Below are 16,190 nucleotides of genomic sequence, written 5' to 3' on the forward strand. Positions count from 1 at the left end.
CATGACGAAATTTGTAGAACGCATCGTAGGCTTTGCGCTTCGCAACCATATACTGGTCTTTTTCCTGACTTTCCTCCTGGCCGCCGGTGGCGTGATCAGTTACCTGCACACGTCCGTGGAAGCGTACCCGGACGTTACCAACACCCGCGCCCGCATCATCACGCAATGGCCGGGGCGCAGCGCGGAGGAAGTGGAAAAATTCGTGACACTGCCCATCACCAAAGAAATGAGCACCATCCCGGGAAAGACGGACGTGCGGTCGATTTCCCTGTTCGGATTATCTGTCGTGACGGTGAATTTCCGGGACGATATCGATGATTTTTACGCCCAGCAATACGCAGCCAACCGCATTCACAACGTAGACCTGCCGGAAGGCGCCGATGCCGAGGTAGAACCGCCGTATGGCGCCACGGGAGAGATTTTCAGATATGTGATAAAGAGTAAGGACAGGCCCATCCGCGAATTGTTCTCCCTCCAGAAATGGATGATCGAACGGGAGCTGGTGGCCGTGCCGGGCGTGGCAGACGTCGTGAGTTTCGGGGGCGAAGAAAAGATTTATGAAATCCGCGTGAACCCCGTACAGCTGGCCAATTACAACCTCACCGCGCTCGATGTGTACGACGCCGTGAGCAACAGCAACATCAACGTAGGTGGAGACGTGATCCAGCAGGGATCGCAAGCGTATGTGGTGCGCGGGATCGGGCTGCTGGACAAAATCCCCGACATCGAAAGCATCCTCATCCGCGATGTCAAAGGTACGCCCGTACTCGTCAGGCACGTAGCCGAAGTCGTGGAATCGGGCAAGCCCCGGCTCGGGCAGGCGGGGCTGGACCGGGCAGACGATCTCGTGGAAGGCATCGTGGTCATGCTCCGTGGCGAAAACCCCAGCGAAGTGGTGGAGCGCCTCAAAGCCCGGATCGCCGATCTCAACGACCGCCTCCTGCCGCCCGACGTAAAGATCGAAGCGTTCCACGACCGCACCGGGCTGGTGGACAAAACCGTCAAAACCGTGACCCACAACCTGCTGGAAGGCATTTTCCTCGTATCGGTGGTGGTGTTCATTTTCCTGTTCAACTGGCGGACTACCGTGATCGTGGCTTCCGTCATCCCCCTGGCCTTCCTTTTCGCGCTGATGATGCTGAGGATACAGGGCCTGTCTGCCAACCTGATATCCATCGGCGCGGTGGATTTCGGTTTGCTGCTGGAAGGCACGATGGTGATCGTGGAACATGTGTTCGTGGGGCTCGATAAACGGGCGAAGGAACTGGGGATGGCGCGCTTCAACCAGGTGTCCAAACTGGGCATCATCCGCAAAAATTCGCGGGCAGTGGCCAAGTCCATCCTCTTCGCACAAGTGATCCTTATCGTGGCGCTCATGCCCATTTTCACGTTCCAGAAAGTGGAAGGAAAGATGTTCGCGCCGCTGGCGTTCACGCTGGGATACGCGCTCCTCGGTGCGCTGCTGCTCAGTCTTACCTACGTTCCCGCCATGTGCAAGGTACTGCTAACCAAAAACGTGCGCGACCGCGAAAATCCGGTCACCAACTTCTTCCGCAACAATATTTTCCGGTTGTTCCGCTTCGCCACGCGCTACAAAAAAGGGACGGTCCTGGGCTTTGTGGCGTTATTGGCCGCCTGCGTGTTCGGGTTCACACGGCTGGGAACGGAATTCATCCCGCAACTGAACGAAGGCGCCCTGTACATCCGCGCCACGCTGCCCAACAGCGTCAACCTCGACGAATCCGTGCGGCTCACGAAGGAAATGAAAGAACGGCTGCTGCATTTCGATGAGGTGAAGTTCGTGCTCACGCAAACCGGCCGGCCCAACGACGGTACCGATCCCACCGGTTTCTTCAACATCGAATTCCACGTCCAGCTCAAAGACGCGGCGGAATGGCGAAGGAAGATCAAACGGGAGGACCTGCTCGGGGAAATCGAATCCGGCCTGTCCATTTACCCTGGCGTGGTGTTCAGCTTCAGCCAGCCGATCATGGACAACGTGGCCGAATACGTGGCCGGCGTCAAAAGCTCGCTGGTGGTGAAGGTGCTCGGAGACGACCTCTACGCCCTGGAAAACACGGCAGACAGCATCGCCGCCGTGCTGCGGACGGTAGACGGCATTACCGACCTTAACATCTACCGCAACATCGGCCTGCCCGAACTGCGCATCCGCCTGAGCGAAAGCCGGATGGCCCGCTACGGCGTGAGCATGCGCGACGCGCAGGCCGTCATCGAACTGGCCATCGGCGGGAAAGCGGCGTCCACATTTTACGAAAACGACCGGATGTTCGACATCCGTGTGCGGTACGACAAGCCTTACCGCGAATCCGCGCCCGATATCCGGAACATCCTCGTGCCCGCGGCAGGCGGGGCCAAGGTGCCGCTGTACGAGATCGCCGACATCGGGTCGTTTACCGGCCCGGCGTTCATTTACCGCCAGGGAAACAGCCGGTACATCGCCGTTGGGTTTTCCATCCGCGGGCGCGACCTCGGCGGCACCATCGCCGAGGCGCAGCAGAAAGTGAAATCCCATGTAAAACTGCCGGCATCATACGGCATCGAATGGGCGGGCGAGTTCGAGAACCAGCAGCGCGCCACGAAGCGTTTAGCCGTCATCGTTCCCATTTCCCTCCTGCTGATCTTTTTCCTCCTGTACCTGAACTTCGGCAATATCAAGGATACGCTGGTTTCACTGTCGACCCTCCCGTTCGCGTTTATCGGCGGATTTCTGTCGCTGTGGGCCACGCAAACGATCTTCGGTATCTCCGCCGGTATCGGTTTCATCATTCTTTTCGGCGTGGGAACGATCGACGGGATCATCCTCATTTCCGTGATGAAGCAGTACCTGCAACAGGGCATGCCGCTTCGCCAGGCCATCGCCGACGGGGTGTACGAGCGCATCCGGCCCGTGTTCATGATCGCGGTGATGGGCTCGCTGGGCCTGCTGCCGGCGGCATTGTCGACCGGCATGGGCTCGGAGATACAAAAACCCCTGGCGATCATGATCGTTGGCGGGCTGCTGATCTGTATGGTATTGAGTTTGATGGTGCTGCCGCAACTCTTCTACTTCGCATACCGCAAAAAGAAGGGTAAATAACGTCCGCTGTTTGGGTGATCATGACGGTTGACGGGGACCCGGCTTGCTCGCAGGCCGGGTTCTTATGTCTTTGCACAGCCTTGTCGCAATTGGCCCGTTAAATGTCGGATTTGGCGCCTGTATGGTGATGAATTTATCGTCACCTTTAATCCGTCAACAGTCATCAACAACAAATAATCAAATCACTCCCATGCGCAAACTCATATTACAATCCCACATCAGCCTCGACGGTTTCATCGCCGACCCCGCGGGCAAAACGGACTGGATCCTCCTCGGTGCGGCCCCGGAATACGTCATCAACCTGGCCGACCGGTGCGATACCATTTTGATGGGCCGCATCATGTCGAAAGGGTTCCTCGATTACTGGGAAGCTACGTTCGACAATCCCCCGAACGGCGTGCCGGTGCCCATGGCCGAGCGGATGGTGAAGATGCGGAAGATTATTTTCAGCCGAACGCTGAAGGAAATAAAAGGGCGGAACGTGGAAGTGGCCAATGGCGACCTGGTGGCTACGGTCAATGCCCTGAAAAACGAGCCCGGTAAGGAGCTCATCGTTTACGGCGGCGCCAATTTCTCCAGTCAGCTCATCGCGGCCGGCCTTGTAGACGAATACCACCTGCTCATCAACCCGGTGGCCCTGGGCAAGGGGCTTCCCATTTTTACGGATAGAAGAACGTTCCAGCTCACGGAATCCCTTACTTTCAAAAACGGGGTGATCGCCAATACTTACCTCCCGAAATAGCTGCACGATACCATTCCTGAAAGCCGCGCGGGTCGAAAGGCCCACGCGGCTTTCGTACGTTAACGCCCTGATAATGAAATAAAAATATCGTTACATTCGTTAACGGAGCGATAACGTTCCCCATCCCCCCAATTCTAAATTTATTCCAAATCACTGCCTAATTTTGACGCATGAAACTCCTGGTGATCGAAGATGAAGCGGAACTGGCGGCCAGCATTACCGGCTACCTCACGGATTATACCTGTGAAACCGCCGCTACTTTCACCCAGGCTTTGGAGAAAATCGACATGTATACCTACGATTGCATCCTGCTCGACCTTACGCTGCCCGGCGGCGACGGCCTCCGTTTACTGGATATGCTGAAAAAGGAAAAACGGAACGACGGGATCATCATCATTTCCGCGCGGAACGCCATGGAAGACAAGATTACCGGGCTTACGAACGGTGCCGACGATTACATCGCCAAGCCTTTCCATTTGCCGGAGCTCGCCGCCCGCGTTTATTCCGTCATCCGCCGGAAGCAGTTTTCCAGCGCCAATGTGGTGGAACAGCACGAAGTGAAGATCGATCTGTTGTCGAAAAAAGTGTTCGTGGAAGGGAATGAAGTGCCCCTCACCAAAAAGGAGCTCGATCTGCTGCTGTATTTCATCGGCAACAAGAACAAGGTGATCTCGAAAGGCGCCCTGGCAGAGCATCTTTCCGGCGACATGGCCGATATGCTCGACAGTCACGCTTTCGTGTACGCGCATATCAAAAACCTCAAGCGCAAGCTCACCGAAGCCGGCTATGGGAATTATCTTAAAAACGTGTACGGAACGGGATATAAATGGGAAGTATGAAAAAACTGCTGGACAGGAACCTGAAGGCTTTTCTCCTCTACGCCCTGGTGGTGTTCCTGGCGAGCGTGCCGGCTTATTTCCTTATCGTGGATTTCATCTGGCGCACCGAGCTGCACGAGCACAACGAGATCGTGGCGATGCGGGCCAAGGAGAATTTCCAACGGCTCTCGGGCGATACGGCCGCGCTCAACGCCAGCATCGACGCCTGGAACCGCATCCAGCCGGAAGCCGGCATCGTGCCGGTGAACGCCATGGACGAAGACAGCGTGTACACCGTGTACCGCTACACCAGCCTCTCCGGCCACGAGGAGCTCGACCGCTTCCATGGGCTTATCAGTTATTTCACGGCCGGTGGACAGGCGTACAAAATGACCGTCGAAACCAACATCGAGGAATCTTACGAAACGATCTCGGCGATCACGGCGGTGACGGCCTTGTTCTTCCTCTTGTTGCTGGCCGGTTTCCTGTTGCTCAATAAGAAGCTGTCGAAACAGTTGTGGGCGCCGTTTCATGAAACTGTGGGCAAACTGGAGGCATACGATCTGAAGAGCCAGTCGCAAATCCCCCTGCCGCAGACCGATATCATCGAGTTCGAATCTTTGCACGCGGGCATCCGCAAGCTGATCAGCGGCAACATCGCGGCGTACCGCGAGCAGAAGGAATTCACGGAAAACGCGTCGCACGAATTGCAGACGCCCCTGGCCATCGTTCAATCGAAACTCGACCTGTTTTTGCAGACGGAGGGGTTGACGGAAGAGCAGTCCGGCATCATCGAAGCAGCCAACCATTCGTTGTCGCGCGTGTCGCGCATCAACCGCAACCTCGTACTGCTGGCTAAAATCGAAAACGGGCAGTTCGCTTCGGAGGAAACGGTGGAGATCACGGGCATCGTGAAGGAATTGACGGGGGAAATGGAAGATTTTTTAACGGAAAAAAACATCCGCCTGGAGCTGGATGCGCCCGGCACCTGCACGGTTACCGGCAATGCGGCGCTCGTTGAGATACTGCTCACGAACCTGCTCATGAACGCCATCCGGCATACGCCCGACGGCGGTGAAATGCGGGCCGTCATCAGCAGCGGATCGGTCAGCATCGCCAATTCCGGCGCTTCGCCCCTTCCGGAAGACAAACTGTTCAAACGGTTCTCTTCCGCTGCGGCCCACACAACCGGCACGGGCCTCGGTCTGGCCATCGTGCGGCAAATCTGCCAGTTGTACGGATGGCAGGTCGGCTACGGGTTCCGGGACGGCATGCATCATTTTACCGTCGCGTTCACCGGCGGAAAGGAAGAATAATATCAACACCATATGTTCAACATCGTTTTCAGATGGCAGGTGGCTGCGATGCTCCTGCTGTCGGGCACCTGCTTTGCCCAGGAAATCAAACAGCCGCTCCCATACGACAGCCTGTACCGCATGCGGCCCATCAACTTCCGCCGGGAACTTTTCATACCCGGATCCCTTATCCTGGCTGGCATTGCGGCCAACGGGAACGGGCCGGAAGGTTTTAAGAAAGAACTGGTGGAAGAGCGGAACGAACATATGTCTGCCTTCCATACCCATATCGACAATTACCTGCAATACGCGCCCATCGCCATCGCGTACGGGCTGGATGCGGCGGGCATCCCTTCGCGGACGGACATCCGGAACCGAACCGCCATCCTCATCAAAGGCGAAGCGATGATGTTCGCCACCGTGAGCCTGCTGAAAAATACCACGCATCAGCTCCGGCCAGACGGCACTACCTATAATTCTTTCCCTTCCGGGCATACGGCGCAGGCCTTCGCCGCGGCCACCTTCCTCTCTGAAGAATACAAGCACCGCTTCCCCTGGATGCCTTATGCCGCTTACGGCGTGGCTTCGGCAGTGGGCGGGCTCCGCATCGCCAATAACCGCCACTACGTCAGCGATGTGCTGGTGGGCGCCGGCCTCGGGATCCTGTCCATGAAAGTGGCGTACTGGACGCACCGGTACAAATGGAATAAAAAGAATAAAACCGTAGCTGATCCGTTCTAATTTTCTTCCAATTCGGGTACGAGCTTTACAGGAAAAAGAAATGCAGCATATCCTGTTTTTCGTCCTGTTGATCATTTCCCTTCCAACTTTCGCCCAATCCGTAACGATCTCCGGGCAAGCGCGCGACGCATCCCGGAAAACGCCGCTGGCTTTCGTTACCGTTACGCTGCACCGGGCGGCAGACAGCAGCCTGGTAGCGGGAACGGTAAGCGGGGACGACGGGCGGTTTTCCATTCCGGCACCCCAAACCGGCAATTACCTCCTGAAGCTCACGGTGCTGGGATATGCCACCGCCTGGGAACAAATCCTCACCGGCCGCCTCAGCAACTTCCTCGACCTGGGGCATATCGACCTCGCCGAAACCGCCGGGCAGCTGAAAGAAGTGACCGTGACCGGTAAACAGGCCGACGGATTGAACGCCAAAATGGACAAGCAAACCTATTCCATGTCGGCCAACGTGGCCAGGGCCGGCGGTTCCGTGCTGGAAGCCATGGCCAACCTGCCCGGGGTAACCGTGACGCAGGAAGGGAAAGTGCAGCTCCGTGGGAATGATAAAGTGATGGTGCTGATCGACGGGCAACAAACGGCTTTGACGGGTTACGGCGGACAGGCGAGCCTGGGCAACATCAGCGCCTCCGCCATCGAAAAGATCGAGATCATCAACAACCCGTCCGCCCGGTACGATGCCAACGGGAATGCGGGGATCGTCAATATTATCTTCAAAAAGGAAAAGAAGGAAGGCTGGAACGGGAAACTGGGGATGAATGCAGGTTTGGGCGCGTTGTGGGAAAAAGAGCCCAACTTCCCGGGGATCCGGCCGCAATACCGCGCCACGCCGAAGATCAACCCTTCCGTGTCGCTGAACTACCGCAAAAACCGGGTGAACCTCTTCTTCCAGGGAGATAACCTTTACACCCACACGCTCAATAAAAACGAATTTACGGACAGGTTTTATGCGAACGGGGATACCATCCGCCAGCAGCTGAAACGCAACCGCAGAACGAACGTCACCACCGGGAAAGCGGGCGCAGACTGGTTTGTGGACGACCGCAATACACTCACGGTGTCTGGGTTGTACAGCCGCGAAAAGATCCTCGACGACGGCGATCAGCCTTTCTTCGACAACCAGCTGAAAAAACGGCACCGCCTCTGGCAGTTCCTGGAAGACGAGATCAAGATCACCGCTACCGCATCCCTCCAATGGCAGCGGCTGTTCCCCCAGGCGGGGCGCAAGCTGCAGGTGACCGCCAACTATACCTTCCACCGCGAAGACGAGCAATACTTCTTTACCAATATCAATCCCACCTTCACCGGCGTAGATTCGTTCAAGTTATTATCTGACGAACATGTGGCCGATATCAGCATCGACTACGTCCACCCGCTGAAGTTCGGGCGCGCCGAGGGCGGCTTCAAGTTCCGGCGGAGATACATCCCCACCAACATGCGCTTCATCCCCGGCCTCAACTCCCCGCTGGACACTACCGCCGGCGGATGGGCGGATTATTCCGAGACCATCCCCGCCATTTACGGCAACTACATCCTGGAGCGCGAAAAATGGGAACTGGAAGCCGGCCTGCGGGTGGAAGCCGTGCAGATCGAGTACGACGTAAACCCCAGCCACCGTACCTACAAAAGCGATGGCTACAGCTACACACAACCGTTCCCCACGGTGCGGATCGCTTATAAACCGGCTGCGGATGCGCGGTTTTCGTTCTTCTACAACCGCCGGGTAGACCGGCCCAACGAAGTCGACATCCGGATTTTCCCGAAATACGACGATGCCGAGATCATCAAGGTCGGCAATCCCGGTTTGCGGCCGCAGTTCACCGATAATTTCGAACTGGGCTATACGAAGAACTGGGCCGCCACATCGCTCTATGCCGCCGCTTTCCACAAATCCATCAACGCTACCATCACGCGCATCGCCAGTACCGTGCCGGGCAGTACGCTGATCTACAATATTTTCCAGAACGCCGGCCGCAGCTTCAATACGGGGCTGGAAGCCAATGTTTCCCGCCAGTTCGGCAAGGCGCAAATGAGCTTGTATGCTACGGGGTACAAGAACGTTATCCGGCCGTTTTCGGTCGTGAACCAATATCCCGAACCACATACCTTCTCGGCGGAAAGGGAGGAACTGATTTCCGGGAACGTGAAGCTGAACGGGAATTTCCGGCTGCCGGGCAAAACAGATGTACAGGTAACGGCCGTTTGGATGGCGCCCGACATCATCCCGCAGGGCCGGATATACGGCCGGTTTTATGTAGACGCCGGTATGAAGAAGACGTTCAATGGCGGGAGAAGCGAGCTTACGCTCAACGCCACCGACCTGGCCGGAACGCTCCGCATCAAACGGAAAGTGGATGGGGACGGCTTCCATTATACCAGTACCGATTATTACGAAACGCAGGTGATCCGCGCCGGGTACGCCTGGAAATTCTAAAACATCATGGACATGTACTTATCTCGCCATAAAAACTATCGACTGATGACCGGGTTCGCGGTCATGTTCCTGGGCCTTTCCACGCTGCTGCGGCTCATTTTGCTGATTATTTCCCTGAAGAGCGCCGACCTGACGTTCCTCGCGTTCCTGCGCATTTTCGGGTTCGGGTTGATGTTCGACATCGGGGTGGCCGCCTTCTTCCTGCTGCCATACGCCGCGTACCTGCTGCTGCTGCCGGCCCGCTGGAGCAACAGTTGGTTCAACCGCATCGTGACGCCGGTGTTTTTCTTCATCGGCACGCTGATCTTAATGTTCTCCTTCTTCGCCGAGCTCACGTTCTGGCTGGAGTTCGAAAGCCGGTTCAATTTTATTGCGGTGGATTACCTGGTGTACACCTACGAAGTTGTCCAGAACATCAATGAATCCTATCCCCTGCCGATCCTTATCGGTTGCATGCTGGCCGTGACGGGCATCATCACCTGGGCTTTCGCCTACGCGGGGATTTTCCGGTCGGCTTACCGGGGCGAAACGCCCTTCCTGCAGCGGGCGGGCGTTTTCGCCGGACTGTTAGCGGTGGCCGGGATATACGGATTTTTCATCGGGAACGGCCTCCCCGAGCGCGGGCACAACCGCTATCAGGACGAGCTGGCGAAAGCAGGGATTTACTCCTTCTTTTCCGCGTTCAAAAACAACGAGCTGAATTACGACCATTTCTACAAACTCATCGAAGAAAAGGATGCCTTCTCCACCGTGCGCGCCTGCCTGCAGGAGCCGAACAGCCAATATCTGCATGATGGCCCCTCGATCTGGCGGCACATCCGGCACGATGGCACCGAATTGCATCCCAACGTGATCCTGGTCACGATCGAAAGCCTGAGCGCCGACTTCCTCGGGCGCTTCGGCAACAAACAGGGCCTTACGCCCGTGCTGGATTCCCTCGCCGGAGAAAACCTCGTGTTCGACCAGATGTACGCCACGGGCACGCGGACCGTTCGCGGGATGGAAGCACTGTCTCTCGCCGTTCCCCCCACACCCGGCAGCAGCATCGTCCGCCGGCCGGGAAACGGGGATCTTTCGACCGTGGGGGCTATCTTCCGCACAAAAGGCTACGCCACCAGTTTCATCTACGGGGGCGACGGCTTCTTCGATAACATGAACGCTTTCTTCGGCAGCAACGGCTACAACATCGTGGACAAGGGCCGGAACCTGCTCCTGGGCGACCGGTTCGCCGCCAGCAGGACCCAAATCCCCGACAGCCTCATCCATTTCCGCAATGCCTGGGGCATCTGCGACGAAGACCTCTACGCCGCCGTTATCCGCGAAGCCGGAAAGCAATTCCGCAGCGGCAAACCATTCTTCGACTTCGTAATGACCACTTCCAACCACCGCCCGTTCACCTATCCCGACGGGAAAGTCGGCTACCCCTCCGGCTCCGGCCGCGAAGGCGCCGTGCAATATACCGACTACGCCATCGGGCAGTTCCTGAAAGCCGCGCAAAAAGAGCCCTGGTTTGCCAATACCGTTATCATCTTCGTGGCAGACCATTGCGCCAGCAGCGCCGGGAAGAACGAAATCGACGTCGCCAAATACCACATCCCCGCCATTATCTGCCACCTGCCGGATGCGCGGCCCGATTCCATTCCGCAACGTTGCTCCCAGATCGACCTGTTCCCCACGCTGTTCGGCCTCCTGCACTGGAATTACGACAGCAACCTTTATGGCCTAGACGTAAGGCAGCCCGGTTACCGCCCGCGGGCATTCCTTGGCACCTACCAGAAGCTGGCGTATTTGCAAAGCGACGGCATGGTGATCCTTTCCCCGCAACAACGCGTGAAAACGATGCAATACTCCCTCGCCAGCGACAGCCAGGTCCCCGTAAAAGCCGACGACCGTACCGTCAGGGAAGCGATCGCGTATTACCAGACGGCATACTATTTGTTCAAACATGGCGGGCTGCAGGCGAAAAAGTGACAGCGGCCCATCATCTCCAACAAAACATATCCGCATGAAAACAAAGAAAATCTGGGCGAATTTCAGCGTAAAAGACGTGGAGCGCACTTCCAGGTTCTACCATCAACTCGGGTTTACGGAAAACAAATCCGCGCATCCCGGGCTTGCCAGTTTCTTTTTTGGTGACAATCGGTTCGTGATCCATTTCTTCCAGCAAGGCTCACAGATCGACGCGTATCTGCCGCCCGGCGCGACTTCCCCTGAGGTCATTTTTACCCTTGCGGCTTCGTCGAGGGAGGAAGCGGACCAATGGAAAGAAAAGGTGCAGGCTGCGGGCGGAACGATTTACGGCAATGACGGACAGGATACTTCCGGCTATTACGGGTTTATGTTTGCCGATCCTGACGGGCACCGGTTCAATGTGCTGGTGATGGAAGAAGGGATGTAACTCATCGTTATGTGGAAATATTACGCTTTGCTTTCGGCGCTTTTCGCCGGCATGACGGCCGTGCTGGCCAAAATCGGCATCAAAGGCGTTCCATCTAATGTGGCTACGGCCGTGCGGACGCTGGTGATCCTGTTCGTCGCGTTCGGCATCATCATCGCTACCGGCGAGATCAGGGACATCAGATCCATCGGGCGCAGAAGCCTCCTGTTCCTGGTGCTGAGCGGCATTGCCACGGGGCTGTCGTGGATCATGTATTTCAAGGCGCTGGAACTGGGGCCCGTTTCCAAAGTGGCGCCGATAGACAAGCTCAGCGTTGCCGTGGCCATCGGACTGTCGGTCATCTTCCTGAACGAAACGGTGGATTGGAAAACCCTTGCCGGCGCGGGGCTCATCATCGCCGGAACGATCGTCCTCATCCGTTGACAGGGCTTTTACATTTACTGTACGGATTAAGTTTTTCCAATAAACGATCGGTTGAGTTATGAAAAGCTTAGATTGCGTAGCGATGGCAGTGCATCAATGTTCGGACAGGTACCGTAAAAAAGCCAGAAAATCCGCGCCCATTTCAATGGATTCTTCGGGAGACATGCCGATGTACGGCACTTCGAGGAAAACGCCATCCGCCTTCCGTATGGCGAACCCAGCATCGCCCCCGTTCGATGCGAAAAAAACAGGCTGCTGGAATACCCGTCATCGTTTTCCGGCGCGTAGTACGGATTCAATGCACAGATTTCATCGATCGTCCAGAAAGCTACATAATACGTCCCGATTTCCCCGTAAGCGCCATTATGCCGCAACGCGAAACTGAGCCAATCCCCATCTACTTGAAAATCGATCTTTTGCAGCAGCTGTTCGGCCTCCGGCCCGGAAGGCGCTTCCTGGAATTCGAAATTGGCCAAAAGCGTTTCTATTGTCATAATTGGAGATTGCCGGTTAATTCTTTTTACTTCCCTTTCGCCGAAATCCGCAACAGCTCGTTTCGCATCCCCGGCACGCGGTGGATCACGATCTTCATCCCTTCCCGCATATCCCCGAACCCCAAATCCGGGAATATCACCACATCCACCCCGGTATCGATCACCCCATGTTCGGTTTTCAGCGTAAACAGCACAACGCCGGCCCTGAACGATCGCCGCGAAATGCTTTCCACCGTGGCTTCAACGATCTCCTTGCGCTCCGCCCCCGCATACCCGGCAAGATTCCTGTAATACGGATAAATGTACCGCGCCGCACCGAAGCAAAGCCCCGCAAACGCCAGCGGCACTGCGTAACTGAAGAAATCAGGCCGGCCGTCCACAAAACTCATAACCGCCTGGTACACGATGAATCCCAAACCGCCGGCGAGCGGCAGAATGAGCAGTAGGAAAACGAGTATCCTCGCGCGGAAAACCCCGCGCATCCTGCGTTTTTCCTCGCTTGTAAGTTCGGTGGTAATAATGCTGTGCGTTTTCAATGGCCGTAAAGTTGCCGATTATTTCGTTCCCGCACAATCCCTGCAATCCGGGAGTTTTGGCCTTTATTTTTTCTCCGCCCAGACATATGCCCGCCGGGTAGGGTATTCCATATTTTCATTCGGTCGCCGCTCGATGGCATCGATAACGCGGAACCCCGTTTTCTGGAGCAACTGAACGATATCGTCCGTTTTGAAGAAGTACAGATCGATGTCGATCTCCTTGTCGTGCGCTTTGTCGAAATGCCGGACTTCCTCCCCCACATGATAAGAAAACAAGAAATCACCACCCGCTTTCAATACCCGGTTGATTTCCCCGAAACACTGCCTCACCTCTTCGAGCGAAAAATGAACGATCGCGTAGAACGCCAGCGCACTGCCCAGGTGCCCGGGCGGGAACCCGATATGCAGCAAATCGCCGGTCTCGAAACGGATTTGCGGGGAAAGCTTACGGGCCACTTCGACCATCGCCGGCGCCAGATCGATGCCCACAATGTTTTCCAGTCCATTGTCATGCAGGAACCGCGTGGTTTGCCCCGGCCCGCAGCCGAAATCCGCGCATAATCCTTCTTCTTTGTTCGCCCTGGCAAATTCTTTCAGCAGCAGGCGGTCGACGTGCTTTCCCGAAAGCTCGTCCCACCGTTCCACCGCATAATCTCCGGCAACGAGGTTATAACATTCCAGTATTTTTTCGGGTGAATTCATGATCTGGTGTTTTATTTCGGTAATGAACGGAAGGGTTAACGATCGCAATACCCTGAAATTAAGCTGTATTTATGATGTTGCGGGATAAAATTTACCTTTGCTGTTGAATGCATTATATTTACGCTAACTAAGATTTACCCTGACCCAAAAAGCTCGTCCCTGTATGCTCCGCACATCGCTATTCCTTACATTATTCCTCTTTTCCTGCGTTACCGCAATGGCACAAACTGCCCGCCAGGCCATCAATCAATACACATTCGCCCGGCTGTATGGTTACGTCCGTTTCTTTCACCCGTCGGATGCCGGCGTGGTCACGGATTGGGACGCGCTGGCCATTTACGGGGCGCAGGCCGTGGATGGCGCTAAAAATGCGGCCGAACTGAAAAGTGCGCTGGAAGGCATTTTCCACCCCATCGCCCCCACGCTGCGGATATACGAGACCGGTAAGCCTGCCCTTGGCCCGCTGGAAGCGCCCCGGGACGCGGGCCGCATGAAGGTAGTGATGTGGCAGCATAGCGGGTACGGGCCTGGCGGTGGGATTTACAAATCCATCCGGACCAACAGTTACAACTTCCTGCCCAAGGCTACAGGGCTCCAGGGCGGAGGGTTCACTAATATTACCACCCAGCTGGACGCCAAGCCCTACCGCGGCCGGAAGTTCCGTTTCACCGCGGCCTCGCTGGCCACCAACCTTCGCGATGCCTACGGGCAGTTCTGGGTGCGGGTAGACCGGGTGGGCGATGGGATCGGGTTCTTCGATAATATGGACAACCGCCGGATCATGGGCGTTTCCCAAAAATGGCGCCGGGATACCATCGCCGGAACGGTAGATCCCGATGCGGAATCCATCAACTTCGGCGCCTTCGTCATCCGTGAGGGCGATTTCCTCATAGACGATCTCCGCCTGGAGGTAGAAATGCCCGAAGGCTGGAAAACACTCGATTTCAACGGTAATTTCGAAAACGACAAACCGGGGAAAGACCCTTCGGGATGGTCGTACGACGAAAACGACAAGTCCATCATCCTGGCCGTGGAATCCGGTTCCCCGCCGGAAGGCAAACAGGCATTGCGGATCGGGCGCGCGGGCGAGCCGATAAAAGCCGAATACGCCAGTCAGCTCTTCCCCATCGACCTCGCCGCCGGTACCTTCCTGCACAAAGACCTCGGCAACGGCCTGACGATCGATATGCCCATGGCGCTGTGGGGCGATGGTAAAACGACCTTCCCGGCTACGGACACCATTGCCGCCAGGGCCCTCAGCCAGCAGCGCGCCGCCGGCCTCTCCGCTCCCCTCACCGGCGAGAATCTTTATCTGCGCCTGGCCAACGTCTGCATCACCTGGAACATCTACCAGCACTTCCATCCCTATTTCAAAGAATGGACGACCAACTGGGACCAGGACCTCCAAACCGCCATCGCCGACTGCTACCGCGATAAAACCCCTGCCGGCTTCGAGCGCACGCTCGCACGCCTCAACGCGCGCCTGCATGATGGGCACACCTACGTAGCTGGCCCACAGACGTTCGTAGACCGCCGCTTCCTCCCGCTCCAGCTGGCCTGGGCGGATAACAGCCTCGTGGTGACGGCCGTGTTTTCCCCCGACACCAAAGCCAAACGCGGCAACGTCATCACCGCTATCAACGGCATACCGACACAGGAATACCTCAAGCAACGGTCTGCCTTCGTATCGGCCGGCAGCGCCAACGCCATGATGCGGCAGACGATCGGCTCGCTGTGCGTGTCTAAACCCGATTCCAGCCTTCAGCTTACTTTCCGATCCGGAAACGGGCAAACCTGGCGGGAAAAAGTCCCTTTCAGCATTCCTGCGAACGAATATTACGGAAAGCTGCCCAACACCCGGCCCGCGGCATTCGATTCGCTGGGCAGCGGGATCGTTTACATCGATCTTTCCCGCCTGGGCTGGAACGAAATGAAAGAGAAATTGGATGAGATCGCCGCCGCAAAAGGCGTGGTGGTCGACCTGCGGGGCTATCCCAAAGATGAGAACGGCTCACAGATCATCGGTCACCTGATCACAAAAAAAGACAAGGACAAATGGATGCATACCCAGCGCATCACCCGGCCCGACCATGAAAATACCGGATGGGACAGCTTCGGCTGGAACCTGACCCCAAAGAAACCGCACATCGCCGGCAAAACCGTTTTCCTGACAGACGGCAGCGCCATCAGCTACGCGGAATCCGTGATGGGATACATTAAAGACCAGCAACTGGCCACCATCATCGGCGAGCCAACGGCGGGCGCCAACGGCAACGTTACCGGCGTAAACCTTCCCGGCGGGTATACATTCCGCTATACGGGCATGAAAGTTACCCAGCACAATGGCGCGCAGCATTTCACCAAAGGCATTGAGCCCGATATACTGGTGAAGCCCACCATCAAAGGGATCATCGACAATAAAGATGAGCTCCTGGAAAAGGCCGTGGATGTTATCAAAAACGGACAGGCCACCGTAAAAAACGGGCGGGAAGCGAAATAAACGG

13 protein-coding genes are annotated in these 16,190 nt (G+C 56.5%); 10 read left to right on the forward strand and 3 right to left on the reverse strand.

Annotated elements, in window-relative coordinates:
- Window position 1 precedes the first annotated feature (1 nt).
- The 9 genes from WJU22_RS21775 (at window position 2) to WJU22_RS21815 (ending at window position 11,954) form a co-directional block, all read left to right on the forward strand.
- Window positions 2–3,097, forward strand: coding sequence for a CusA/CzcA family heavy metal efflux RND transporter (locus WJU22_RS21775; protein WP_341840284.1), 3,096 nt, complete (start codon window positions 2–4; stop codon window positions 3,095–3,097).
- Between the two features lie 190 nt (window positions 3,098–3,287).
- Complete coding sequence (locus tag WJU22_RS21780; RefSeq protein ID WP_341840285.1) at window positions 3,288–3,839, forward strand: dihydrofolate reductase family protein; 552 nt, start codon at window positions 3,288–3,290, stop codon at window positions 3,837–3,839.
- 170 nt (window positions 3,840–4,009) lie between these two features.
- A complete protein-coding gene (locus WJU22_RS21785) occupies window positions 4,010–4,678 on the forward strand; it encodes a response regulator transcription factor (RefSeq protein ID WP_341840286.1) in 669 nt (222 codons plus the stop codon).
- Window positions 4,675–5,973 carry a HAMP domain-containing sensor histidine kinase gene (locus tag WJU22_RS21790; protein WP_341840287.1) on the forward strand — a complete coding sequence of 433 codons (1,299 nt, stop codon included), beginning with the start codon at window positions 4,675–4,677 and terminating at the stop codon, window positions 5,971–5,973. The genes WJU22_RS21785 and WJU22_RS21790 overlap by 4 nt, the downstream gene beginning before the upstream one ends.
- A 12-nt stretch (window positions 5,974–5,985) precedes the next feature.
- Window positions 5,986–6,693, forward strand: coding sequence for a phosphatase PAP2 family protein (locus WJU22_RS21795; protein ID WP_341840288.1), 708 nt, complete (start codon window positions 5,986–5,988; stop codon window positions 6,691–6,693).
- A gap of 40 nt (window positions 6,694–6,733) precedes the next feature.
- Window positions 6,734–9,133, forward strand: coding sequence for a TonB-dependent receptor domain-containing protein (locus WJU22_RS21800; protein ID WP_341840289.1), 2,400 nt, complete (start codon window positions 6,734–6,736; stop codon window positions 9,131–9,133).
- 12 nt (window positions 9,134–9,145) lie between these two features.
- The gene (locus WJU22_RS21805) at window positions 9,146–11,104 is read left to right on the forward strand and encodes an LTA synthase family protein (protein WP_341840290.1); all 1,959 of its coding nucleotides are present in this window, start codon (window positions 9,146–9,148) and stop codon (window positions 11,102–11,104) included.
- A gap of 34 nt (window positions 11,105–11,138) precedes the next feature.
- Complete coding sequence (locus WJU22_RS21810; protein ID WP_341840291.1) at window positions 11,139–11,531, forward strand: VOC family protein; 393 nt, start codon at window positions 11,139–11,141, stop codon at window positions 11,529–11,531.
- 9 nt (window positions 11,532–11,540) lie between these two features.
- Window positions 11,541–11,954: an EamA family transporter gene (locus WJU22_RS21815; RefSeq protein WP_341840292.1), complete on the forward strand. Its 414-nt coding sequence runs from the start codon at window positions 11,541–11,543 to the stop codon at window positions 11,952–11,954.
- A 56-nt stretch (window positions 11,955–12,010) separates the two neighbouring features.
- On the opposite strand, the gene WJU22_RS21820 is transcribed toward WJU22_RS21815, so the two are convergent.
- The 3 genes from WJU22_RS21820 to WJU22_RS21830 all read right to left on the reverse strand — a co-directional run bounded on the left by WJU22_RS21820 (window position 12,011) and on the right by WJU22_RS21830 (window position 13,686).
- A complete protein-coding gene (locus WJU22_RS21820; protein ID WP_341840293.1) occupies window positions 12,011–12,448 on the reverse strand; it encodes a hypothetical protein in 438 nt (145 codons plus the stop codon).
- 26 nt (window positions 12,449–12,474) lie between these two features.
- A complete protein-coding gene (locus WJU22_RS21825) occupies window positions 12,475–12,984 on the reverse strand; it encodes a hypothetical protein (protein ID WP_341840294.1) in 510 nt (169 codons plus the stop codon).
- 63 nt (window positions 12,985–13,047) lie between these two features.
- A complete protein-coding gene (locus WJU22_RS21830) occupies window positions 13,048–13,686 on the reverse strand; it encodes a class I SAM-dependent methyltransferase (RefSeq protein WP_341840295.1) in 639 nt (212 codons plus the stop codon).
- A 163-nt stretch (window positions 13,687–13,849) separates the two neighbouring features.
- Here WJU22_RS21830 and WJU22_RS21835 point away from each other — a divergent pair, with 163 nt between their 5' ends.
- Window positions 13,850–16,186, forward strand: a complete 2,337-nt coding sequence (locus WJU22_RS21835) for a S41 family peptidase (protein WP_341840296.1) — start codon at window positions 13,850–13,852, stop codon at window positions 16,184–16,186.
- The last annotated feature ends 4 nt before the right edge of the window (window positions 16,187–16,190 follow it).

Source organism: Chitinophaga caseinilytica, from assembly GCF_038396765.1.
Classification (GTDB): domain Bacteria; phylum Bacteroidota; class Bacteroidia; order Chitinophagales; family Chitinophagaceae; genus Chitinophaga; species Chitinophaga caseinilytica.